Origin of the sequence: Rhodococcus sp. JG-3 (assembly GCF_000482405.1) — a bacterium.
Taxonomy (GTDB): Bacteria; Actinomycetota; Actinomycetes; order Mycobacteriales; family Mycobacteriaceae; genus Rhodococcoides; species Rhodococcoides fascians.
Genome location: NZ_KI519398.1, coordinates 3,900,021 through 3,915,918 on the forward strand (window position 1 = coordinate 3,900,021; position 15,898 = coordinate 3,915,918).

Sequence of the window (15,898 nt, forward strand, 5' to 3'; positions counted from 1 at the left end):
AGCACAGCGTGGACATCGCCGACGTCACCGACGTCGAGACCGACAGACCGGAGGAACCACCTGTGAGTGCCCTGTTCGAGCCCCTGACATTGCGCGAGCTCACCTTTCCCAACCGGGTATGGATGGCACCGATGTGCCAGTACTCGGCCGACGAGACGGGCGAGAACGTCGGCGTCGCGGGCGACTGGCATCGCACCCACCTGGTGAGCCGCGCGATCGGCGGAGCCGGCCTGATCATCACCGAGGCCACAGCGGTCAGCCCCGAGGGCCGAATCAGCCCGTCGGACCTGGGCATCTGGAACGACACACAGGCCGACGCACTGGCCGAGATCGTCACCGAGATCTCGTCCTTCGGTACCGTCCCGGGCATCCAGCTGGCGCATGCGGGCCGGAAGGGCTCGACGGCGGCACCCTGGCTCGGTGGCACATCACTGCCCGCCGAGGATCCCCGGAGCTGGAAGACCGTGGGCCCGAGCGCCGTACCGTTCGGTCGTTACGCGACACCACGGGAAGCGACAGCCGACGACATCGCAAAGATCGTCGACGATTTTCGTAACGCTGCGCGGCGCGCACTGAAGGCCGGGTTCCAGGTAGCCGAGATACACGGCGCACACGGATACCTCCTGCACCAATTCCTCTCGCCAGCCAGCAACACCCGCACCGACGCCTACGGCGGCGACTTCGCGGGGCGGACTCGCCTGCTGATCGAGGTGGTCGACGCGGTCCGTGAGGTGTGGCCGGCCGAGCTTCCGGTGTTCGTCCGTCTGTCGGCAACGGACTGGCTCGACGAACCCGAGAAGTCCGATGCTGCAGCCGACTTAGAAGCTCCGAGTTGGACCTCTGATCAGACTGTCGCGCTGGCGCAGATACTCACCGAGCACGGCGTGGATCTCGTCGATACGTCCACCGGCGGGAACGTACGCGCCGAGATTCCGGTCGAACCCGGCTACCAGGTGCCGTTCGCACGGCGTATCCAGAACGAGACCACGATGCCGGCCGCAGCGGTGGGGATGATCACCGAACCGAAACAGGCCGAGGACATCGTTTCGCTCGGCGAGGCGACTGCAGTGCTCCTCGCCCGTGAGCTGCTGCGCGATCCGTACTGGCCACGGCGCGCGGCCCGCGAACTCGGAGTGGAGATGACACCGGCAGTGGCACCGCAGTACGAGCGGGCCTACTGACAGTCACATCACAAGACCGGTCACACCACGAAACCGAGCTTCTTGTCGACGACATTGCGCAGCTGTTCGCCGCGAAAGTATCGCTGCGCGTTGTCGACGAAGACGTCGGCGAGACGACTCTTCCACCCCGACGCGTCCCCGCTCATGTGCGGAGTGACGACCACGTTCTCGGCCGCCCACAGCGCGTGATCTGCCGGGAGCGGCTCGGTCTCGAAAACGTCGAGCGCAGCCCCGGCGAGGTGTCCGGAAGCGAGATGCGTGAGCAGTGCATCGGCGTCGAGCAGCTCGCCGCGACCGACGTTGATCACCCTCGATCCGGGCTTCATCGCGGCCAACACGGAATCGTCGACCAGGCCCCTCGTCTGTTCGGTCAGCGGGGCAACCAGAACCAGGTAGTCGGCCCGCCCTACCTCGTCCACCAGATCATCACTGGCGTACACGGTGCCGAAGTCTCCGTCGCCGCCTCGCGCTGTTCGACCCACGCCGGAGACCGACATGCCCACTGCCGTCAACAAAGTGGCAATGGCTCGTCCGATTGCTCCCGTGCCCACGATCATCACGTGTGCACCGTCGATGCGTTCGGTCTCGCGGTGCTGCCAGGTGCTCGAATGCTGCAGTGTGCGCGAACGTTCGGAGTCCTTGGCGAACGCGAGGATCTGAGCCAGCACGAACTCCGCGATAGGTCGGTCGAACACTCCACGCGAATTGGTCACGACCACATCGGATTCCACCAGTTCGTCGAACAACAACGAGTCCACGCCGGCAGCGGCGATATGGATCCACTTCAGCGAACCGCACTGCGGCCACGCGGATTCGACTGCGGGCGAGAAGAAATCCCACAGCAGCAGGGCATCGGCACCGTCGACGGCCTCGGCGAGCGTGTCGGCGGTGGCATACCTGATGTCGGCGACCTCCGCGACGGACTCGAGTCCGTCGGGAAGGTCGCCGGCATGCAGAACGGCCAGGACCGGACGCACTACTTCGACTTGTATCCGACGAGCTCGACGCCGGACGCAGCGACCTCGTCGTCGTTGTCACCGGGGCACTGGGTGCCGCGCAACGACCGGCCCGCGGTTTCGGGCATCAACAGGATCGGAACGAACGCGATGGCAGCTGCGATCATCATGTACCACCCCGGGATCAGGTTGGAACCCGTGCGGTCGATCAGGAACGTCAGAATCAGCGGTGCCGTGCCGCCGAAGAGCGCCGTCGAGACGTTGTATCCGATGGCGAACGCTCCGTAGCGCACCTGGGTGGGAAACAAAGCGGGCAGCGTCGACGACACGCAGGAGCACATGATGACCAGCAACACGCCGAGACCGAGCAGGCCGATGCTCTGGCCGATCAGGCCGGTGTTGATGATCAACAGAAACAGCGGGACGCTGAAGACGAAGTACCCCACACAGGCGACCAGCAGCAACGGCTTTCGGCCCACCCGGTCGGACAGAGCGCCGATGGGGTTGATGATCAACATCATGATGATCATGATGGCCACGAGAGTGAAGTTGGACTGAGTCGTGCTGTGCCCCAACGTGTCGCTGAGGTACGAGGGCAAGAACGTGAGCACCGTGTAGTACGCGATGTTGAGCAGCAGCACGAATCCCATCAGAATCAGGATCCGCTGCCAGTACGTCAGGGTGGCCTTGAGGGAGGTGACTGCTCCACCTGCACCTTCTTCGACCGTGCCGCCGTCTTCCTTGGCCTCGGCGAACACCGGAGAGTCCTCGAGCCGGGTCCGCAGCCACAACGCGACGATGCCCAGCGGGAGCGTCACCAGGAACGGGATTCGCCAGCCCCAGGCCTCCATGGTCTCGTCTCCGAGCCCGACGTTGAGCAGGGTGCACAGGGTGGCCCCGCCCACCGTGCCTGCGAGGGTGCCGAATTCGAGGAACGACCCGAAGAATCCGCGGCGCTTGTCGGGCGCGTACTCGGCCATGAACACTGCTGCGCCGCCGTACTCACCGCCGGTGGAGAAGCCCTGCACCAGTCGGCAGACGAGCAACAGCAACGGTGCTGCGATACCGATGGTGTCGAACGTCGGCAGCACACCGATCGCCGCCGTGGCCAACGTCATCATCGAGACGGTCAGGACGAGGACCTTCTGACGACCGATGCGGTCGCCGAGCGGGCCGAGCACGATGCCGCCGATGGGGCGAATGATGAACGACGCGGCCAGCACGGCGAACGTGGAGAGCAGACTCGCTCCCCCGTCGTCCGACGGAAAGAAATTGGCGGCAATGTAGACGGCGAGGTAGCCGTACACCGCGTAGTCGAACCACTCCACGGCGTTGCCCAGTGCGGACCCGCCGATCGCGCGATGCAGAATTTTCGTTTCGTTCGCGCTGAGTGTGTCGGTACTCGGCGGATATCCGGTCGGCGAAGCTGCCGACCCTGAAGTTTCGGTCACGGTCCAATACCTCTCGCTTTATGACAACGTGGAGCGTCGGTTTGGTACTTCGCAGCGTCCGACTTTACGTCGACGCCGGGCGCACGTCTCGAACAACCCCCTCTTGGAAAACTAAAGACCAGGTGGCGCAGCGATTCTGGTGGCGATCAACGCGTACGCCTTTGCGCTGTCGGTCAATTGCTGCACGGCGACGGACTCGTCCGGCCGGTGCGCCTGGTTTTCGATCTCCCCGGGACCGAGCACGACGGTGCGGATACCCATCTGCTGTGCCACGAAACCACCATCGCACGAAGCAGTCCAGATGTCAGTGAAACCGGCAGATCCGATGTCGCGAACCGATTGCATTGCAGTGGTGACCAATCCATCGTCCGCAGCGGTCAGAAAGCCCGGCATTTCCATCGACACCTCGAGATGTACCTCGATTCCCGAACCGGTGATACCTGCCGCGTCGATCCGCGAACGCAGGTCGTCCACCACCTCCGCAGCGCTCTCATCGGGTAGCAGCCGACGGTCGACCGTGAGCACGCACCGGTCGGCAACCATCGACGTACCGGTGCCTCCCGTCACGGTGCCCACGTTCCAGGTAGCGGGACCGAGTTCGGCGTGTGGATCCTCGTCCAATTCGATCTGCCAGTCCTCGATGACGGCGACGATGCGGGCGGCAGCGGATATCGCATTGGCACCGTTACGCGGCCGACCTGCATGAGCCGAACGCCCGCGCACGTCGATCTCGATATTCGCGGCTCCTCGGCAACCGACGATGGTCACCAGGTCCGTCGGCTCAGCCACCACGCAACACTGGAAACGACGGGGTCCCGGGTCGGCGACGAATGCTCGAATACCCAAGCCCGCGTCTTCCTCGTCCACCAGACACGCCAACGTCATCGGGAAGCGATCTGCAAGACCGGCACGGTTCACCGCATCCATAGCGGCCACCACTGCGGCCACTCCCCCTTTCATGTCGCATGCTCCCCGTCCGACCATGCGCCCCTCTCGCACGACCGCGGTGAACGGATCCGTGGTCCAGCCCGTGCCCGCCGGAACGACGTCGGAGTGGCCGACGAACAGGACCCCGGGGGTGTCATCGGGTCCGATCGAGGCGATCACGTTCGGTCTGCCGGGAGCGACCTCGATCGTGCGAACGTCGAATCCCAGTGCGCGACATCGCTCCGCGAGTATTTTCGCGCACTTTTCTTCGGTGTCGCCCGGATTTTCACCGCCCGCCTCGATCAACGCGGCTGTGAGAGAAACGATCTCGTTCTCATCGACGGAGTCGAGCAGAGACTGCTGGGCACTCGGAACGGTCATCGCGTGGGGTCGGAGGCGAGCAGATGCTTCGATTTTTCCACCGCGACGGCCAACCGCCTGATGCCTTCCTCGATGCGCTCGGGTGTCGACGAGGCGAAGCACAGCCGTAGCGAATCGTGAAACTTGCCGCCCACCGACAACGCCGGTCCGGGAATGTAGGCAACTCCTTCGGCCAGTGCGGTTTCGAACAGATCCTGCGTCGAGAAATCGTGATCGTTTCCGCGCAACGTCGCCCACAGAAAGAAGCCCCCGTCGGGATCCGTGGTGGACATCGCGTCACCGAAGTGTGTCGCAATGCTGTTCTGCATCGCCATCTTTCGCGGTAGGTAGACCGCAGCCAGCGACCGCAGGTGCTCCTCGAGCAGCCCGCGCCGGATGTACTCGGCCACCATCCTCTGGGCCGGAAGATTCGTACAGGTGTCCATCGCCTGCTTGGCGTTGACGATCAACCGACGCGCTTCGGGGGCCGCGTCCACCCACCCCACGCGCAGACCGGGCGCGATCATCTTCGAGAAGGTCCGCACCGAGAAGATCAGCGGATCGTTCGGACTCAGCGCCCCGAAACTCGGGATCGGGTCCCCCGAGAAACGCAGCAGGCCATAGGGATCGTCGTCGAGAATCACCGAACCCCATCGGTGTGCCAACTCGATCAACAACAGTCGACGCTCGAGTGACAGCGTGACCCCGGACGGATTCTGAAAGTTGGGAATCACGTAGATCATCTTCGGTAGACGCCCGGCTCGCTCGACGAGTTCGGGTAACGCCTCGACGATGAGACCGTCACTGTCCATCGGTGCCTCGAGAATGTCGCCGCCGTAGCTCAACACGGTGGCAGTTCCGTTGGTGTACGTGGGACTTTCGACAATGACCAGATCACCGGGATCGACGAACAGCTTGCAGGCGATGTCGAGACCCTGCATGCCGCCCGAGGTGATGACGACCCGATCCTCGGACGTGGGTTCGCCGACGGACTCGAGATACGCCAACAACGCGTCGAGCAGACCCGGATCACCCTCGGTGGCACCGTAATCGAAGGCGTCCGCTGTGAGCACACTGCCGGCGATCTCGGTGAACGCCGCAGCCGGAACCGTCTCGGCCGCAGGAGATCCCATCGCGAACCTGACGATGTCGTGTTTCTGGGCGGCGAGAAGCGATGTCGACGAGTCGATCACCGATCCCACCAGTTGGTCGGTGCGCAGGGCCCAGGGAATGGCAGGAGTGGAGCCCGCGGAACGACCCTTCTGGGCGGGAGTGGAGCCTGCGGAACGACCCGCAGCTGCAGGAGTGGAGCCTGCGGAACGACCCGAAGTAGCAGGAGTGGAGCCTGCGGTGGAGGTGGTCATGTCTCACTCCTTCGTCAGTAGTTCTCGGGGGTATGCGGTGAATGTTTCGACGCCGGTGTCGGTGACTCGGACTGCTTCGGACACCTCGTATCCGTAGTCGTCCATCCACATTCCGCCGATGATGTGAAAGGTCATGTTCTCGGCCAGAACGGTCTCGTCGTCGGTGCGGAGGCTCACCGTGCGCTCGCCCCAGTCGGGGGCGTACGCGACGCCGATCGAGTAGCCGATGCGCGAGGGTTTGTGGAGGCCGTGCTTGGCCAGGCTGGTGTTCCATACCTGAGCCAGCTCGGTTGCGGTGGCCCCGGGGCGGACCGTTGCCAGTACCTCGTTCAGCGCTTCACCGGTGGATTCCGCGAGGTATTTCAGACGCGGACTCGGCTTGCCGAGCACGATCGTCCGAGCCATCGGAACGTGGTACCGCCGGAACACGCCGGCCAGTTCGACGACGGTGGTCTCGCCGCGTACGAACCGTTGATCCGACCACGTCAGGTGCGGAGTGTCCGCTCCGGCCCCGGTCGGCAGCATCGGCACGATGGCAGGGTGATCGCCGCCGAAGTCGGCAGTGCCGCGTACCTGTGCGTTCATGATGGCGGCAGCGGCATCGCACTGCCGTTCCCCTACCGAAATTGCTTGGTGCGCAACAGACATCGCGGCCTCGCACACCGTCGCCGCACCGCGCATCAACGCGATCTCGGCCGGCGACTTGACCACGCGGATCCAATTGACCAACTCGTAGGAGTCGGTGAATCGGTACTCGGGTAGCGATTTGACGAGCGCTTCGAAGGCCTTGGGGCTGAAGTAGTACGAGTCCATCTCCAGTCCCACTTGACCGTGCTCGAAGTTGTTGACCAACCCCAACTCTCGTAGCTTGGCGGCTACCCAGACGAACGGGTGGGTGTCTCTGCGCTGAACGAACGTCTCCGGGTATCCGAAGGTGTGGTCCTGCGGCAACCACGACGTACGGAACGCACCGTTGGCATCCATCTCGCGAGCGAAGAAGTACAGCTCGCCGTCCAGCGGCACGTACAGCATCTGCGGGGTATAGAACGAGAGTGCGTTGTAGCCCAGCAGATAGTAGAGATTCGCGGGGTCGGTGACGATCAGCGCAGTCAGGTTCTGCGACGCCATGCGCTGACGGACGGCTGCGAGCCGGTCGGCGTATTCCTCCTCGGTGAACGTGATGGGCGTGCTGTTCGGTACGTCCGGGTAGCGAGCCAGGCCGGGAGCAGCCCGTCCTGGAGTCTGCGCGGGTCCGATTGCGGTGACGTAGGCATCGTCGGATGAGGCGTTCACGGGCACCCCCTTCGGGAGGTCTTTTAGTAGATTGTTGACAATCAGGCTATCCGCAGGTGCCGGTGGGGAGCAAGGGCTGCCGTGTTAAAGCTGTGTTGCGCCCGAAGGCTCTACCCGGGTGTGGCGAGTACGGATTGCTCGGCCTGCTCGTCGACCATGGCTCGCGTCAGATCGTGCACGGCGGTGTCCATGTGTTCGTGGACGCCCTTCTCGAGCGCATCCCAATCCGATCCCAGCAGCAGATCGACGATCAGCTGATGTTCCTCGACCAGGGCTTCGGGACGGTAGTAAGCAGTTTCGAGATTTGCCATGCAAATGCGTGCCTCGGCCGCCAGCGTGGCGTACATACGAGACATCCGACTGTTCCTCGTGGCCGCTACCAGGGCAGTGTGAAAGGCAAGGTCGCGTTCGGCGAGGCCACGCCAATCCGCCCGATCGATGAACGGCTGCATCTGCATCACGATGGCCGAGAGTTCGTCCGCGGTCTTGATCAGCTGGGCACGATCGCCATGTACCAGAGTCCATGCCGCACCGACCTCGATCGCTGCACGCGACTGGTAGATCTCGGCGACGTCGCCGCTGCTGAGCTCGACGACGAACACACCGCGGTTGCGGTAGCTGACGAGCAGTCCCTCCTGATTCAGACGCTGCAACGCCTCTCGCACGGGGCCACGTGAAATCTCCAGCTCCGCCGCGACATTCGCCTCGTTGATCTGTTCTCCGGGCGCGTAGGACCCGTCGATGATGCGATCGCGAATCTGATCCGCGATCACCATCGACGTGTTGCGTGCGTCGATCGGTGTCAGGCGTCTCGAACCGGGCATGATCAGAACCTTCCTCAGCTGCGGGGAATCGCGAAGTATTTGTACTCCAGAAACTCGTCTATTCCGACTTTCCCGCCCTCGCGGCCGAGTCCCGATTGTTTGACACCACCGAACGGGGCTGCCGGATTCGACACCAGCCCGGTGTTGAGCCCCACCATGCCCACCTCGAGGCGCTCCCCCATTCGCAGAGCCCGATCGATGTCCTGGGTGAACACGTATCCGACCAGTCCCCATTCGGTGTCGTTGGCCAGCGTGACGACCTCGTCCTCGGTGTCGAAGGGAACGATGGCGGCCACCGGTCCGAATATTTCCTGGGACATCAGATCCGATTCGGTATCGACATCGGTCAGGACGGTCGGAGGGTAGAAGTAGCCCGGCCCGTCCGGGGCCGCACCTCCGACGACGGCGCGGGCACCGCGTGCAAGAGCATCGTCGACCAGAGCCTGGACCTTGCCTCGGCCTGCGTCGTCGATCAGCGGCCCCACCTCGGTCCCGTGAGAAGCGCCCGCGCCCACCCTCAGCGCACCCATTCGGTCGGCCAAAGCAACCGAAAAGCGTTGTGCCACACTGCGGTGAACGAAGAACCGGTTCGCTGCGGTACATGCTTCGCCCATGTTGCGCATCTTGGCAACCATGGCTCCGTCGACGGCGCGGTCGAGGTCTGCATCGTCCATGACGACGAAGGGCGCATTCCCGCCCAGCTCCATCGACGTCCGCATCACCGTCGCCGCTGCCTGTTCGAGCAGAATCTTGCCCACCGCCGTGGATCCGGTGAAGCTGATCTTGCGGGCAGCGCCGCTGCTCATCCACGACCCCACGACACCCGACGCATCGGTGGTCGGCACGATGTTGACGACGCCCGCAGGCACCCCCGCCTCGTGGAGAATCTGCACCAGCGCAAGTGCCGTCAGCGGCGTCTGCTCGGCGGGCTTGAACACGACGGTGCAGCCTGCCGCAAGGGCAGGCCCGATCTTGCGAGTTCCCATGGCCAGCGGGAAGTTCCACGGCGTGACGAGAATGCAGGGCCCGACCGGCGCGCGGGTGACCACGATGCGGTTCTTCCCGTCTCCGGTCAGGGTGTGATCACCCGAGATGCGTACCGCTTCCTCGGAGAACCAGCGAAAGAACTCGGCTCCGTACGCCACCTCGCCGCGCGCGTCGGCGAGCGGTTTACCCATCTCGGCGGTGATGATCGCAGCGAGCTCCTCCGAGCGGGCCATGATCATCTCGTATGCCGTCCGCAGTATGTCGCTTCGCACTCGCGGTGCGGTGGCCGCCCACTCCGCCGCGGAGTCGACGGCTGCAGCGAGCGCTTTCTCTGCGTCCGCGATACCGCCGTCCGCAACCGTGGCGATGACCTCGCCCGTGGCCGGGTCCACGACATCGAATCGGGCGTCCGATACCGACGGCACCCACTCACCACCGATGAAACAGTCTGTGGGAGAGGTGATGCGCGGACGCGTGAGGCTGGTGGTCGAGCTGGCGGTCATGGCCGCGGTCCTTTCGTCGAACGTGGATCGAGTATCTGTGCCAGGTGTACGGATGCATCGTCGCCCGAGTCACCGGTCAGTTGGCGCACCTGCATGTGACAGCTGAATCCGTCGGTCAGAACAGGAGTGTCGGGTTCGGTGGCCCGCAACGCGGGCGCGAGAGCCTGCTCGGCGACATCCATGCTGAGCTCGTAATGCCGACTCTCGAAACCGAAATTACCTGCTACGCCGCAACATCCGGTGGCCTCACGTACCGACTCGATGCCCACCGCCGCGAGGGCTCGGCGCTGTGTTGCATCGCCGAAGACGGCGTACTCGTGGCAGTGAGTCTGCACCGTGACCGCAGCCGGCATGCCGCCCGAGGGCTGCCAGCCCGCGCCTGCTTGATCGATCACCGCTCCGGCGAAGCTCTGGACGCGTGCCGCGACCCTCCTCGCCGCGTCCGTGGGGACCAGTTCGGGCATGTCCTTACGGAACGCGGCCGCACAGCTCGGTTCGGTCACGACGATCGGCCTGTCGGTACCGTCGTCCAGCGCCGCAACGGCCTTCGTCAGCTGCTTGCGAGCGGACTTCAGCTGACCCGTCGAAATCCACGTCAAACCGCAACACACATCCGTTCGGCATTCGGTGGTGCGTCCGGAGTCTTCGAGAACGCGTTGTGCCGCACCCGCGACCTCGGGGCGAAAACCTTGTGTGAACGTGTCGACGACGAGCACCACATCGGCGTCGCGGCCACCGCCGACTCGGACGGCATCGGCCAGTTCCTTCGACGACGCGAACCGAGGCAATGCGCGTTCGGTGGTCAGCCCACCCAGACGTGCCGCCACTGCCGACACCCGGGGTGTCAGCAGACGATTGAGCAGCGGTGCCGTTCGCTTCGTCACCGCGAGCCATCGAGGCAACCACCCGAGCGAGTAGTGCGACAGCGGCCGCAGCCGCCTCGCGTAGTGATGGTCGAGGAACTCCGATTTGTACGTGGCCATGTCGACGCCGACGGGACAGTCCGAGGAGCAGGCCTTGCACGACAGGCAGAGATCGAGCGACTCCGCAACGTCCTTCGATGCCCATCCGTCGGCCACCGTCGGAGAACTGCGCACCATCTCCTGCAGCACCCGCGCCCGGCCCCGCGTCGAATCCTTCTCGTCACCCGTCGCACGGTAGCTCGGGCACATGACGCCACCGGTTGTCGTTCGACATTTCCCCACGCCCACACAGGATTGGGTGGCATGGACGAACGGGTCCAGATCGGATCGCGACCCTATCTGGTGCAGATCGAAGCTGGTCTTCCACTCCCGGGCCGGAATGCCTTGAAGCATCAGGTTGTCCATCAGGGGTTCGGGGTCGGTGATCGATCCTGGGTTCAGGATTCCCGCGGGGTCCCAGATGCGCTTGAACCGGGAGAAGGCGTCGAGCATGCGAGGGGAATACATGACCGGCAACAACTCCGAGCGCGCGCGGCCGTCACCGTGCTCGCCCGAAAGACTGCCGCCGTGCTTGACGACGACGCGTGCGGCAGCGCGCAGGAAGTCGTACATCACTCGTCGTCCGGCGTCGGTGCGTTGGTCGAAGGTGATCCGTACGTGCATGCAGCCGGCACCGAAGTGGCCGTACATCACTCCGGTCAAGTCGTGTTCGGCCAGTAGCGAATTCAGGTCCGCGAGATACGCCGACAGGTTTTCCGGTGCCACGGCGGCGTCTTCCCAACCGCCCCAGGACTCGACTCCACTCGCCAGGCGCGTCGCCAAACCGGCACCGTCCTCGCGCACCCGCCACAACGCTGCGCGATCGGCCGCATCGGTCACGATACGACCCTCTTTGACGCGCCCGAGCCGACCGAGCGCCTCGAGCAACCGAGATGCCTTGTCCTGCACTTCTGTCGCATCGGCCCCGTCGAGGTCGACGTACAACCAGGCATTTCCTGCAGGGAGCCCCCGTACCGAGTCCGGTCCGCGGCGATACTCCATCGTGCCGGCGATGTTGTCGTCGATTCCTTCGACGGCGGCGGGTGAGAACTCGAGAATGGTCGTCACGTCCGCCGCGGCGGCCACCACGTCGTCGTATCCGAGACACAGCAGCAGTGCGGCTGGGGGTACGGGCACGACGGCGACGGTCACCGACACGATCACCGCGCAGGCACCTTCGCTTCCGACGAGAGCCCGGGCGACGTCGAAACCGTTCTCCGGCAACAGATGCGAGAGGTGGAATCCCGATACCTGACGCGGGATGCGACCCAACTCGACCCGCAGGAGGGCCAGGTTGTCGGACACCAGCGAGCGCAGCTCGTTCGAGATACGTTCGGCTGCAGCGACAGCCGCCGAGTCCTGGGTTCGCAGCGCCTGCACACCACTGCGGGTGACTCGCAGCAGGTATCCGTCGGCGGTCACCACGTCCATGGCCACCGTGTGGTCGGCGGTGCGTCCGTACCGCACGGAGTGGTTACCGCACGCGTCGTTGCCGACGGCTCCGCCCACCGTCGCGCGGGTCTTGCTGGACGGATCGGGCGCAAAGGTGAAGGCACCGTCGGTCCGCGTCACCAGCTGACGTTGCAACTCCGAGATGACGATTCCGGGCTCGACGACGGCAGTCCTGGACTCGGTGTCGACCGAGAGCACCCGGTTCATGTGGCGCGAGAAGTCGAGGACGATCCCACGGCCGATTGCGTTGCCCGCCATGGAGGTACCGCCGCCACGCCCGATGACGACAACGTCGGCGGCGGCACACAGCGACACGACCGTAGCCACTTCGTCGGCGCTGCGCGGAAAGACGACAGCGGCCGGCGGGACTCGGTAGTTCGACGCGTCGTAGGAGTATTCGGCCAACCGTCGGGACGAATCGTCGACGTCGATGCCCAGTCTTCGCACTCGCTGTACGAGTGCGGGCACCTCGGAACGAACAGGGGCTGCTGTCACAGCACGTTCTTCAATGTCCGCGACAACGCGTCGAGTCCGAACGTCATCTCGTCGTCGCTCACGATCAGTGCTGGAATGATACGAACCACGTTGCCGAGCGCACCGCAGGTGAGCAACAGCAGCCCTTCGTCGATGGCACCCTGTTGCACCCGCAGAGCAGCGGCGGCGTCGGGATTGCCCGAGCTGTCGACGAATTCGAGCGCCTGCATCAATCCGAGTCCCCGAGCATCACCGATGGCCGGGTGCTGTTCCTTCAGCGCGAGAAGGCCGTCGAGGAGAACTCGGCCCTGCGCTGCCGCGTTGTCGACCAGCCCTTCCTCGCGCACGACGTCGAGGGTAGCGACTCCCGCCGCAGCAGCGACGGCGTTGCCGCCGTAGGTTCCGCCTTGCGACCCCGGCCATGCCTTGCCCATCAGCTCTGCCGATGCGGCGATCGCCGAGATCGGGAACCCGCTGGCGAGTCCTTTTGCGGTAATGAGGATGTCGGGAGTGATCGACGAGTGCTGATGGCCCCAGAACGTTCCGGTGCGTCCGACTCCGGCCTGCACCTCGTCGACGATCAGGACGATGCCGTGGGTGTCGGCGCGTTCGCGCAAGCCCTCGAGGAATGCAGGGGGCGTGGGCAGGTACCCGCCGTCGCCCAGCACCGGCTCGATGATGAACGCAGCCGTGTCGGCGGGGCTGGACATCGTCATCAACAGGTAGTCGAGTTCCTTCAGCGCGAAGGCGACTGCGGTGTCGATGTCCCATCCGTACCGAAATGCATACGGAAACGGTGCGATGTGCACCCCACCCATGATCGGCGAGAATCCCGATCGGAACTTGGTTCCCGCCGTGGTGAGCGATGCAGCCGCCACCGTTCGCCCGTGGAAGCCGCCGTGGAATGCAACGATGTTCGGTCGACCGGTTGCCATGCGCGCCAATCGGATCGACGCCTCGACTGCCTCGGATCCCGAGTTCGCGTAGAACACACTGCCCAACCCGGCAGGCAACACTTCTCCGAGCTTGTCGGTCAGCGCGAGCAGAGGCTGATGCATGACGGTCGTGTACTGGGCGTGGATGATCTTGCCCACCTGTTCGCGAGCTGCCTCGACCACGCGGGGATGGCAGTGACCGGTGCTGGTGACGCCGATGCCGGTCGTGAAGTCGAGGTACTTGCGCCCGTCGGTCCCGATGATCCAGCTGCCCTTTCCGTGGTCGACGACGATCGGGGTCGCCTGCTTGAGTGCGGGGCTGAGGTGGGTGCGAGTCGACGCTGTCATGGACGCCATCGTCACCCACCGATTCCGGATTGTCAACAATCTGCAATTGTGAATTCCGGGCGGGATCGACCCGTTCGGTCGAGCCGAGAGCGATAGGGTTCGGTCGTGTCCGCATCGAACCCCCGCTCGAGCAGCCCGCGCATCGTCGTACTGGGCAGCATCAACATGGACCTGATCACTCGGACCCCCGCCCTGCCCGAACCGGGCGAAACCGTGTTGGGGACCTCGTTCGACACCGCACCCGGCGGCAAAGGTGCCAACCAGGCGATCGCGGCGTCGAAGTCGGGAGCTCGCGTGAGCTTCGTCGGGGCGGTCGGCGACGACGAATTCGGGCCGACACTGCGGCACACACTCACCAGCGCAGGCGTCGACGACCATGCTCTGCGAACCGCAGCGGGAGCGTCCGGTATCGCCGCCATCACCGTCGACGACCGAGCCGAGAACAGCATCGTGGTCGTCGCCGGAGCCAACGGCGGTGTACACGAGCTCACCGACGACGACCTGGCAATCATCGACGAGGCCGATATCCTGCTGTGCCAGTTGGAGATTCCCCTCGAGACCGTACTCGCCGCGTTCGAGTACGCACACTCCCACGACGTCGTGACGATGCTCAACCCGTCCCCCGTCCAGGATCTGCCCGACGCTCTCGTTGCCGCCACCGACGTCCTGGTGGTCAACGAGGCCGAGGAAGCGCGCATCGGGAGCCGAGCGAAGAACATAGAACATGTGGTCACCACGCTCGGCGCACGAGGCGCGAGATATCGCGGCTCGGAATCGTTCGAAGTACCCGCGCCGAAGGTCGAGGCGGTCGACACCACCGGAGCGGGTGACGCATTCGCCGGAGCACTCGCGGCATCCTGGTCGAGCGGACCCCGCGCTGCCATCCAATGGGCCGTCGCCGCAGGTGCTTTCGCTGCGACGGGAGCCGGCGCGAGCTCGTCCTCGGGAACGAGGGCCCAGATCGAATCCCTCCGCGGTGCGGACGCGCGATGACTGCGTACGACCCGACCGAGCTCCGCCTGCTGCGCCGCGCACGCGATCGAATGGATCGCGATTTCGCGCAACCGCTCGACGTCCCCTCACTCGCCAGAACCGCGCTGATGTCCACTGCACACTTCAGTCGCCGGTTTCGAGAGGCCTACGGCGAGACGCCGTACGCGCATCTGATGACACGACGGATCGAGCGCGCCAAAGCGCTGCTGCGACGCGGAGACGTCACGGTCACCGAGGCATGCTTCGCCGTCGGCTGTACCAGTCTCGGGTCGTTCAGCTCGAGATTCACCGAGATCGTGGGCGAGACACCGAGCGCCTACCGCGCCCGCGATCATCGTGGCAGCCACGCCGTACCCAGCTGCACCGCGATGGTTCTCGGACGCCCGATGCGAGGGCCCACATCCCCGACGGCGGCGGTGACCGAGCCGAGCAGAATCGAAGAAGCATCTGCGGCCGGGGCGTCCTAGCCTTCATCCATGACACTTTCACTGAGCCACGTTCACGTCTACACCGACGACCCCGATGCCTCGGTAGCGTTCTACCGGGACGCTCTCGGACTCGAGGTCAAGAGCGAGGTGGCCAACGACGGCTACCGCTGGATCACGCTGTCCACCAGCGAACAACCCGAAATCGAGGTCGTGCTGTCGCAGCCGCACGCAGGCCGTTCTCGGGAACTGGGCGATCAGCTCGCCGCGCTGCTGGCCAAGGGCGAGTTGCCGGGACTACTGTTCCGCGCCGACGACCTCGACGCCGCGTTCGAGCGGATCCGCGCGGCGGGTACGGGCGAGATACTGCAGGAGCCGACGAGTCAGCCCTGGGGTGCCCGCGATGCCGCGTTCCGTGACCCGGCCGGAAACATGGTGCGCGTCAGCCAAGCCTGAAGTGTGG

At 64.8% G+C, this 15,898-nt stretch carries 13 protein-coding genes; 4 read left to right on the forward strand and 9 right to left on the reverse strand.

Translation table 11 applies throughout. The annotated features are described in order from the left end of the window. Positions 1-62: 62 nt before the first annotated feature. Positions 63-1,181 carry an NADH:flavin oxidoreductase/NADH oxidase gene (locus tag K414_RS0119875; RefSeq protein ID WP_027497534.1) on the forward strand — a complete coding sequence of 373 codons (1,119 nt, stop codon included), beginning with the start codon at positions 63-65 and terminating at the stop codon, positions 1,179-1,181. 20 nt (positions 1,182-1,201) lie between these two features. On the opposite strand, the gene K414_RS0119880 is transcribed toward K414_RS0119875, so the two are convergent. The 9 genes from K414_RS0119880 to K414_RS0119920 all read right to left on the reverse strand — a co-directional run bounded on the left by K414_RS0119880 (position 1,202) and on the right by K414_RS0119920 (position 14,017). After that, positions 1,202-2,158, reverse strand: a complete 957-nt coding sequence (locus K414_RS0119880; protein WP_081701631.1) for a D-2-hydroxyacid dehydrogenase — start codon at positions 2,156-2,158, stop codon at positions 1,202-1,204. Beyond that, a complete protein-coding gene (locus tag K414_RS0119885; RefSeq protein WP_051365181.1) occupies positions 2,158-3,588 on the reverse strand; it encodes an MFS transporter in 1,431 nt (476 codons plus the stop codon). The genes K414_RS0119880 and K414_RS0119885 overlap by 1 nt, the downstream gene beginning before the upstream one ends. 111 nt (positions 3,589-3,699) lie before the next feature. Further along, positions 3,700-4,896 (reverse strand): M20 family metallopeptidase, encoded by a 1,197-nt coding sequence (locus tag K414_RS0119890; RefSeq protein WP_027497537.1) that lies wholly within the window; start codon positions 4,894-4,896, stop codon positions 3,700-3,702. Beyond that, complete coding sequence (locus K414_RS0119895) at positions 4,893-6,239, reverse strand: PLP-dependent aminotransferase family protein (RefSeq protein ID WP_027497538.1); 1,347 nt, start codon at positions 6,237-6,239, stop codon at positions 4,893-4,895. Before K414_RS0119895 ends, K414_RS0119890 begins: the two co-directional genes overlap by 4 nt. A 3-nt stretch (positions 6,240-6,242) precedes the next feature. Next, entirely contained in the window at positions 6,243-7,421 is a 1,179-nt protein-coding gene (locus tag K414_RS0119900) for a Xaa-Pro peptidase family protein (protein WP_027497539.1), read from the reverse strand. Positions 7,422-7,642: 221 nt separating this feature from the next. Next, positions 7,643-8,356, reverse strand: a complete 714-nt coding sequence (locus tag K414_RS0119905; protein WP_027497540.1) for a GntR family transcriptional regulator — start codon at positions 8,354-8,356, stop codon at positions 7,643-7,645. Positions 8,357-8,370: 14 nt separating this feature from the next. After that, the gene (locus K414_RS0119910) at positions 8,371-9,846 is read right to left on the reverse strand and encodes an NAD-dependent succinate-semialdehyde dehydrogenase (RefSeq protein ID WP_027497541.1); all 1,476 of its coding nucleotides are present in this window, start codon (positions 9,844-9,846) and stop codon (positions 8,371-8,373) included. Further along, positions 9,843-12,728 carry an FAD-binding and (Fe-S)-binding domain-containing protein gene (locus tag K414_RS0119915; protein WP_027497542.1) on the reverse strand — a complete coding sequence of 962 codons (2,886 nt, stop codon included), beginning with the start codon at positions 12,726-12,728 and terminating at the stop codon, positions 9,843-9,845. The genes K414_RS0119910 and K414_RS0119915 overlap by 4 nt, the downstream gene beginning before the upstream one ends. A gap of 23 nt (positions 12,729-12,751) precedes the next feature. Continuing rightward, positions 12,752-14,017, reverse strand: a complete 1,266-nt coding sequence (locus K414_RS0119920) for an aminotransferase class III-fold pyridoxal phosphate-dependent enzyme (RefSeq protein ID WP_027497543.1) — start codon at positions 14,015-14,017, stop codon at positions 12,752-12,754. Positions 14,018-14,122: 105 nt separating this feature from the next. On the opposite strand from K414_RS0119920, the gene K414_RS0119925 reads away from it, so the two are divergent. The 3 genes from K414_RS0119925 to K414_RS0119935 are packed head-to-tail and all read left to right on the forward strand — an operon-like array spanning position 14,123 to position 15,891. After that, a complete protein-coding gene (locus K414_RS0119925; protein WP_027497544.1) occupies positions 14,123-15,010 on the forward strand; it encodes a ribokinase in 888 nt (295 codons plus the stop codon). Then, the gene (locus tag K414_RS0119930; protein WP_027497545.1) at positions 15,007-15,477 is read left to right on the forward strand and encodes a helix-turn-helix transcriptional regulator; all 471 of its coding nucleotides are present in this window, start codon (positions 15,007-15,009) and stop codon (positions 15,475-15,477) included. The genes K414_RS0119925 and K414_RS0119930 overlap by 4 nt, the downstream gene beginning before the upstream one ends. Before the next feature lie 9 nt (positions 15,478-15,486). Next, positions 15,487-15,891, forward strand: coding sequence for a VOC family protein (locus K414_RS0119935; protein WP_027497546.1), 405 nt, complete (start codon positions 15,487-15,489; stop codon positions 15,889-15,891). The last annotated feature ends 7 nt before the right edge of the window (positions 15,892-15,898 follow it).

Coding starts and splice junctions, on each gene's coding strand:
- K414_RS0119890 (WP_027497537.1), bottom strand. CDS start 4,896: ATGACCGTTCCGAGTGCCCAGCAGTCTCTGCTCGACTCCGTCGATGAG.
- K414_RS0119895 (WP_027497538.1), bottom strand. CDS start 6,239: ATGACCACCTCCACCGCAGGCTCCACTCCTGCTACTTCGGGTCGTTCC.
- K414_RS0119905 (WP_027497540.1), bottom strand. CDS start 8,356: ATGCCCGGTTCGAGACGCCTGACACCGATCGACGCACGCAACACGTCG.
- K414_RS0119910 (WP_027497541.1), bottom strand. CDS start 9,846: ATGACCGCCAGCTCGACCACCAGCCTCACGCGTCCGCGCATCACCTCT.
- K414_RS0119920 (WP_027497543.1), bottom strand. CDS start 14,017: ATGACAGCGTCGACTCGCACCCACCTCAGCCCCGCACTCAAGCAGGCG.
- K414_RS0119930 (WP_027497545.1), top strand. CDS start 15,007: ATGACTGCGTACGACCCGACCGAGCTCCGCCTGCTGCGCCGCGCACGC.
- K414_RS0119935 (WP_027497546.1), top strand. CDS start 15,487: ATGACACTTTCACTGAGCCACGTTCACGTCTACACCGACGACCCCGAT.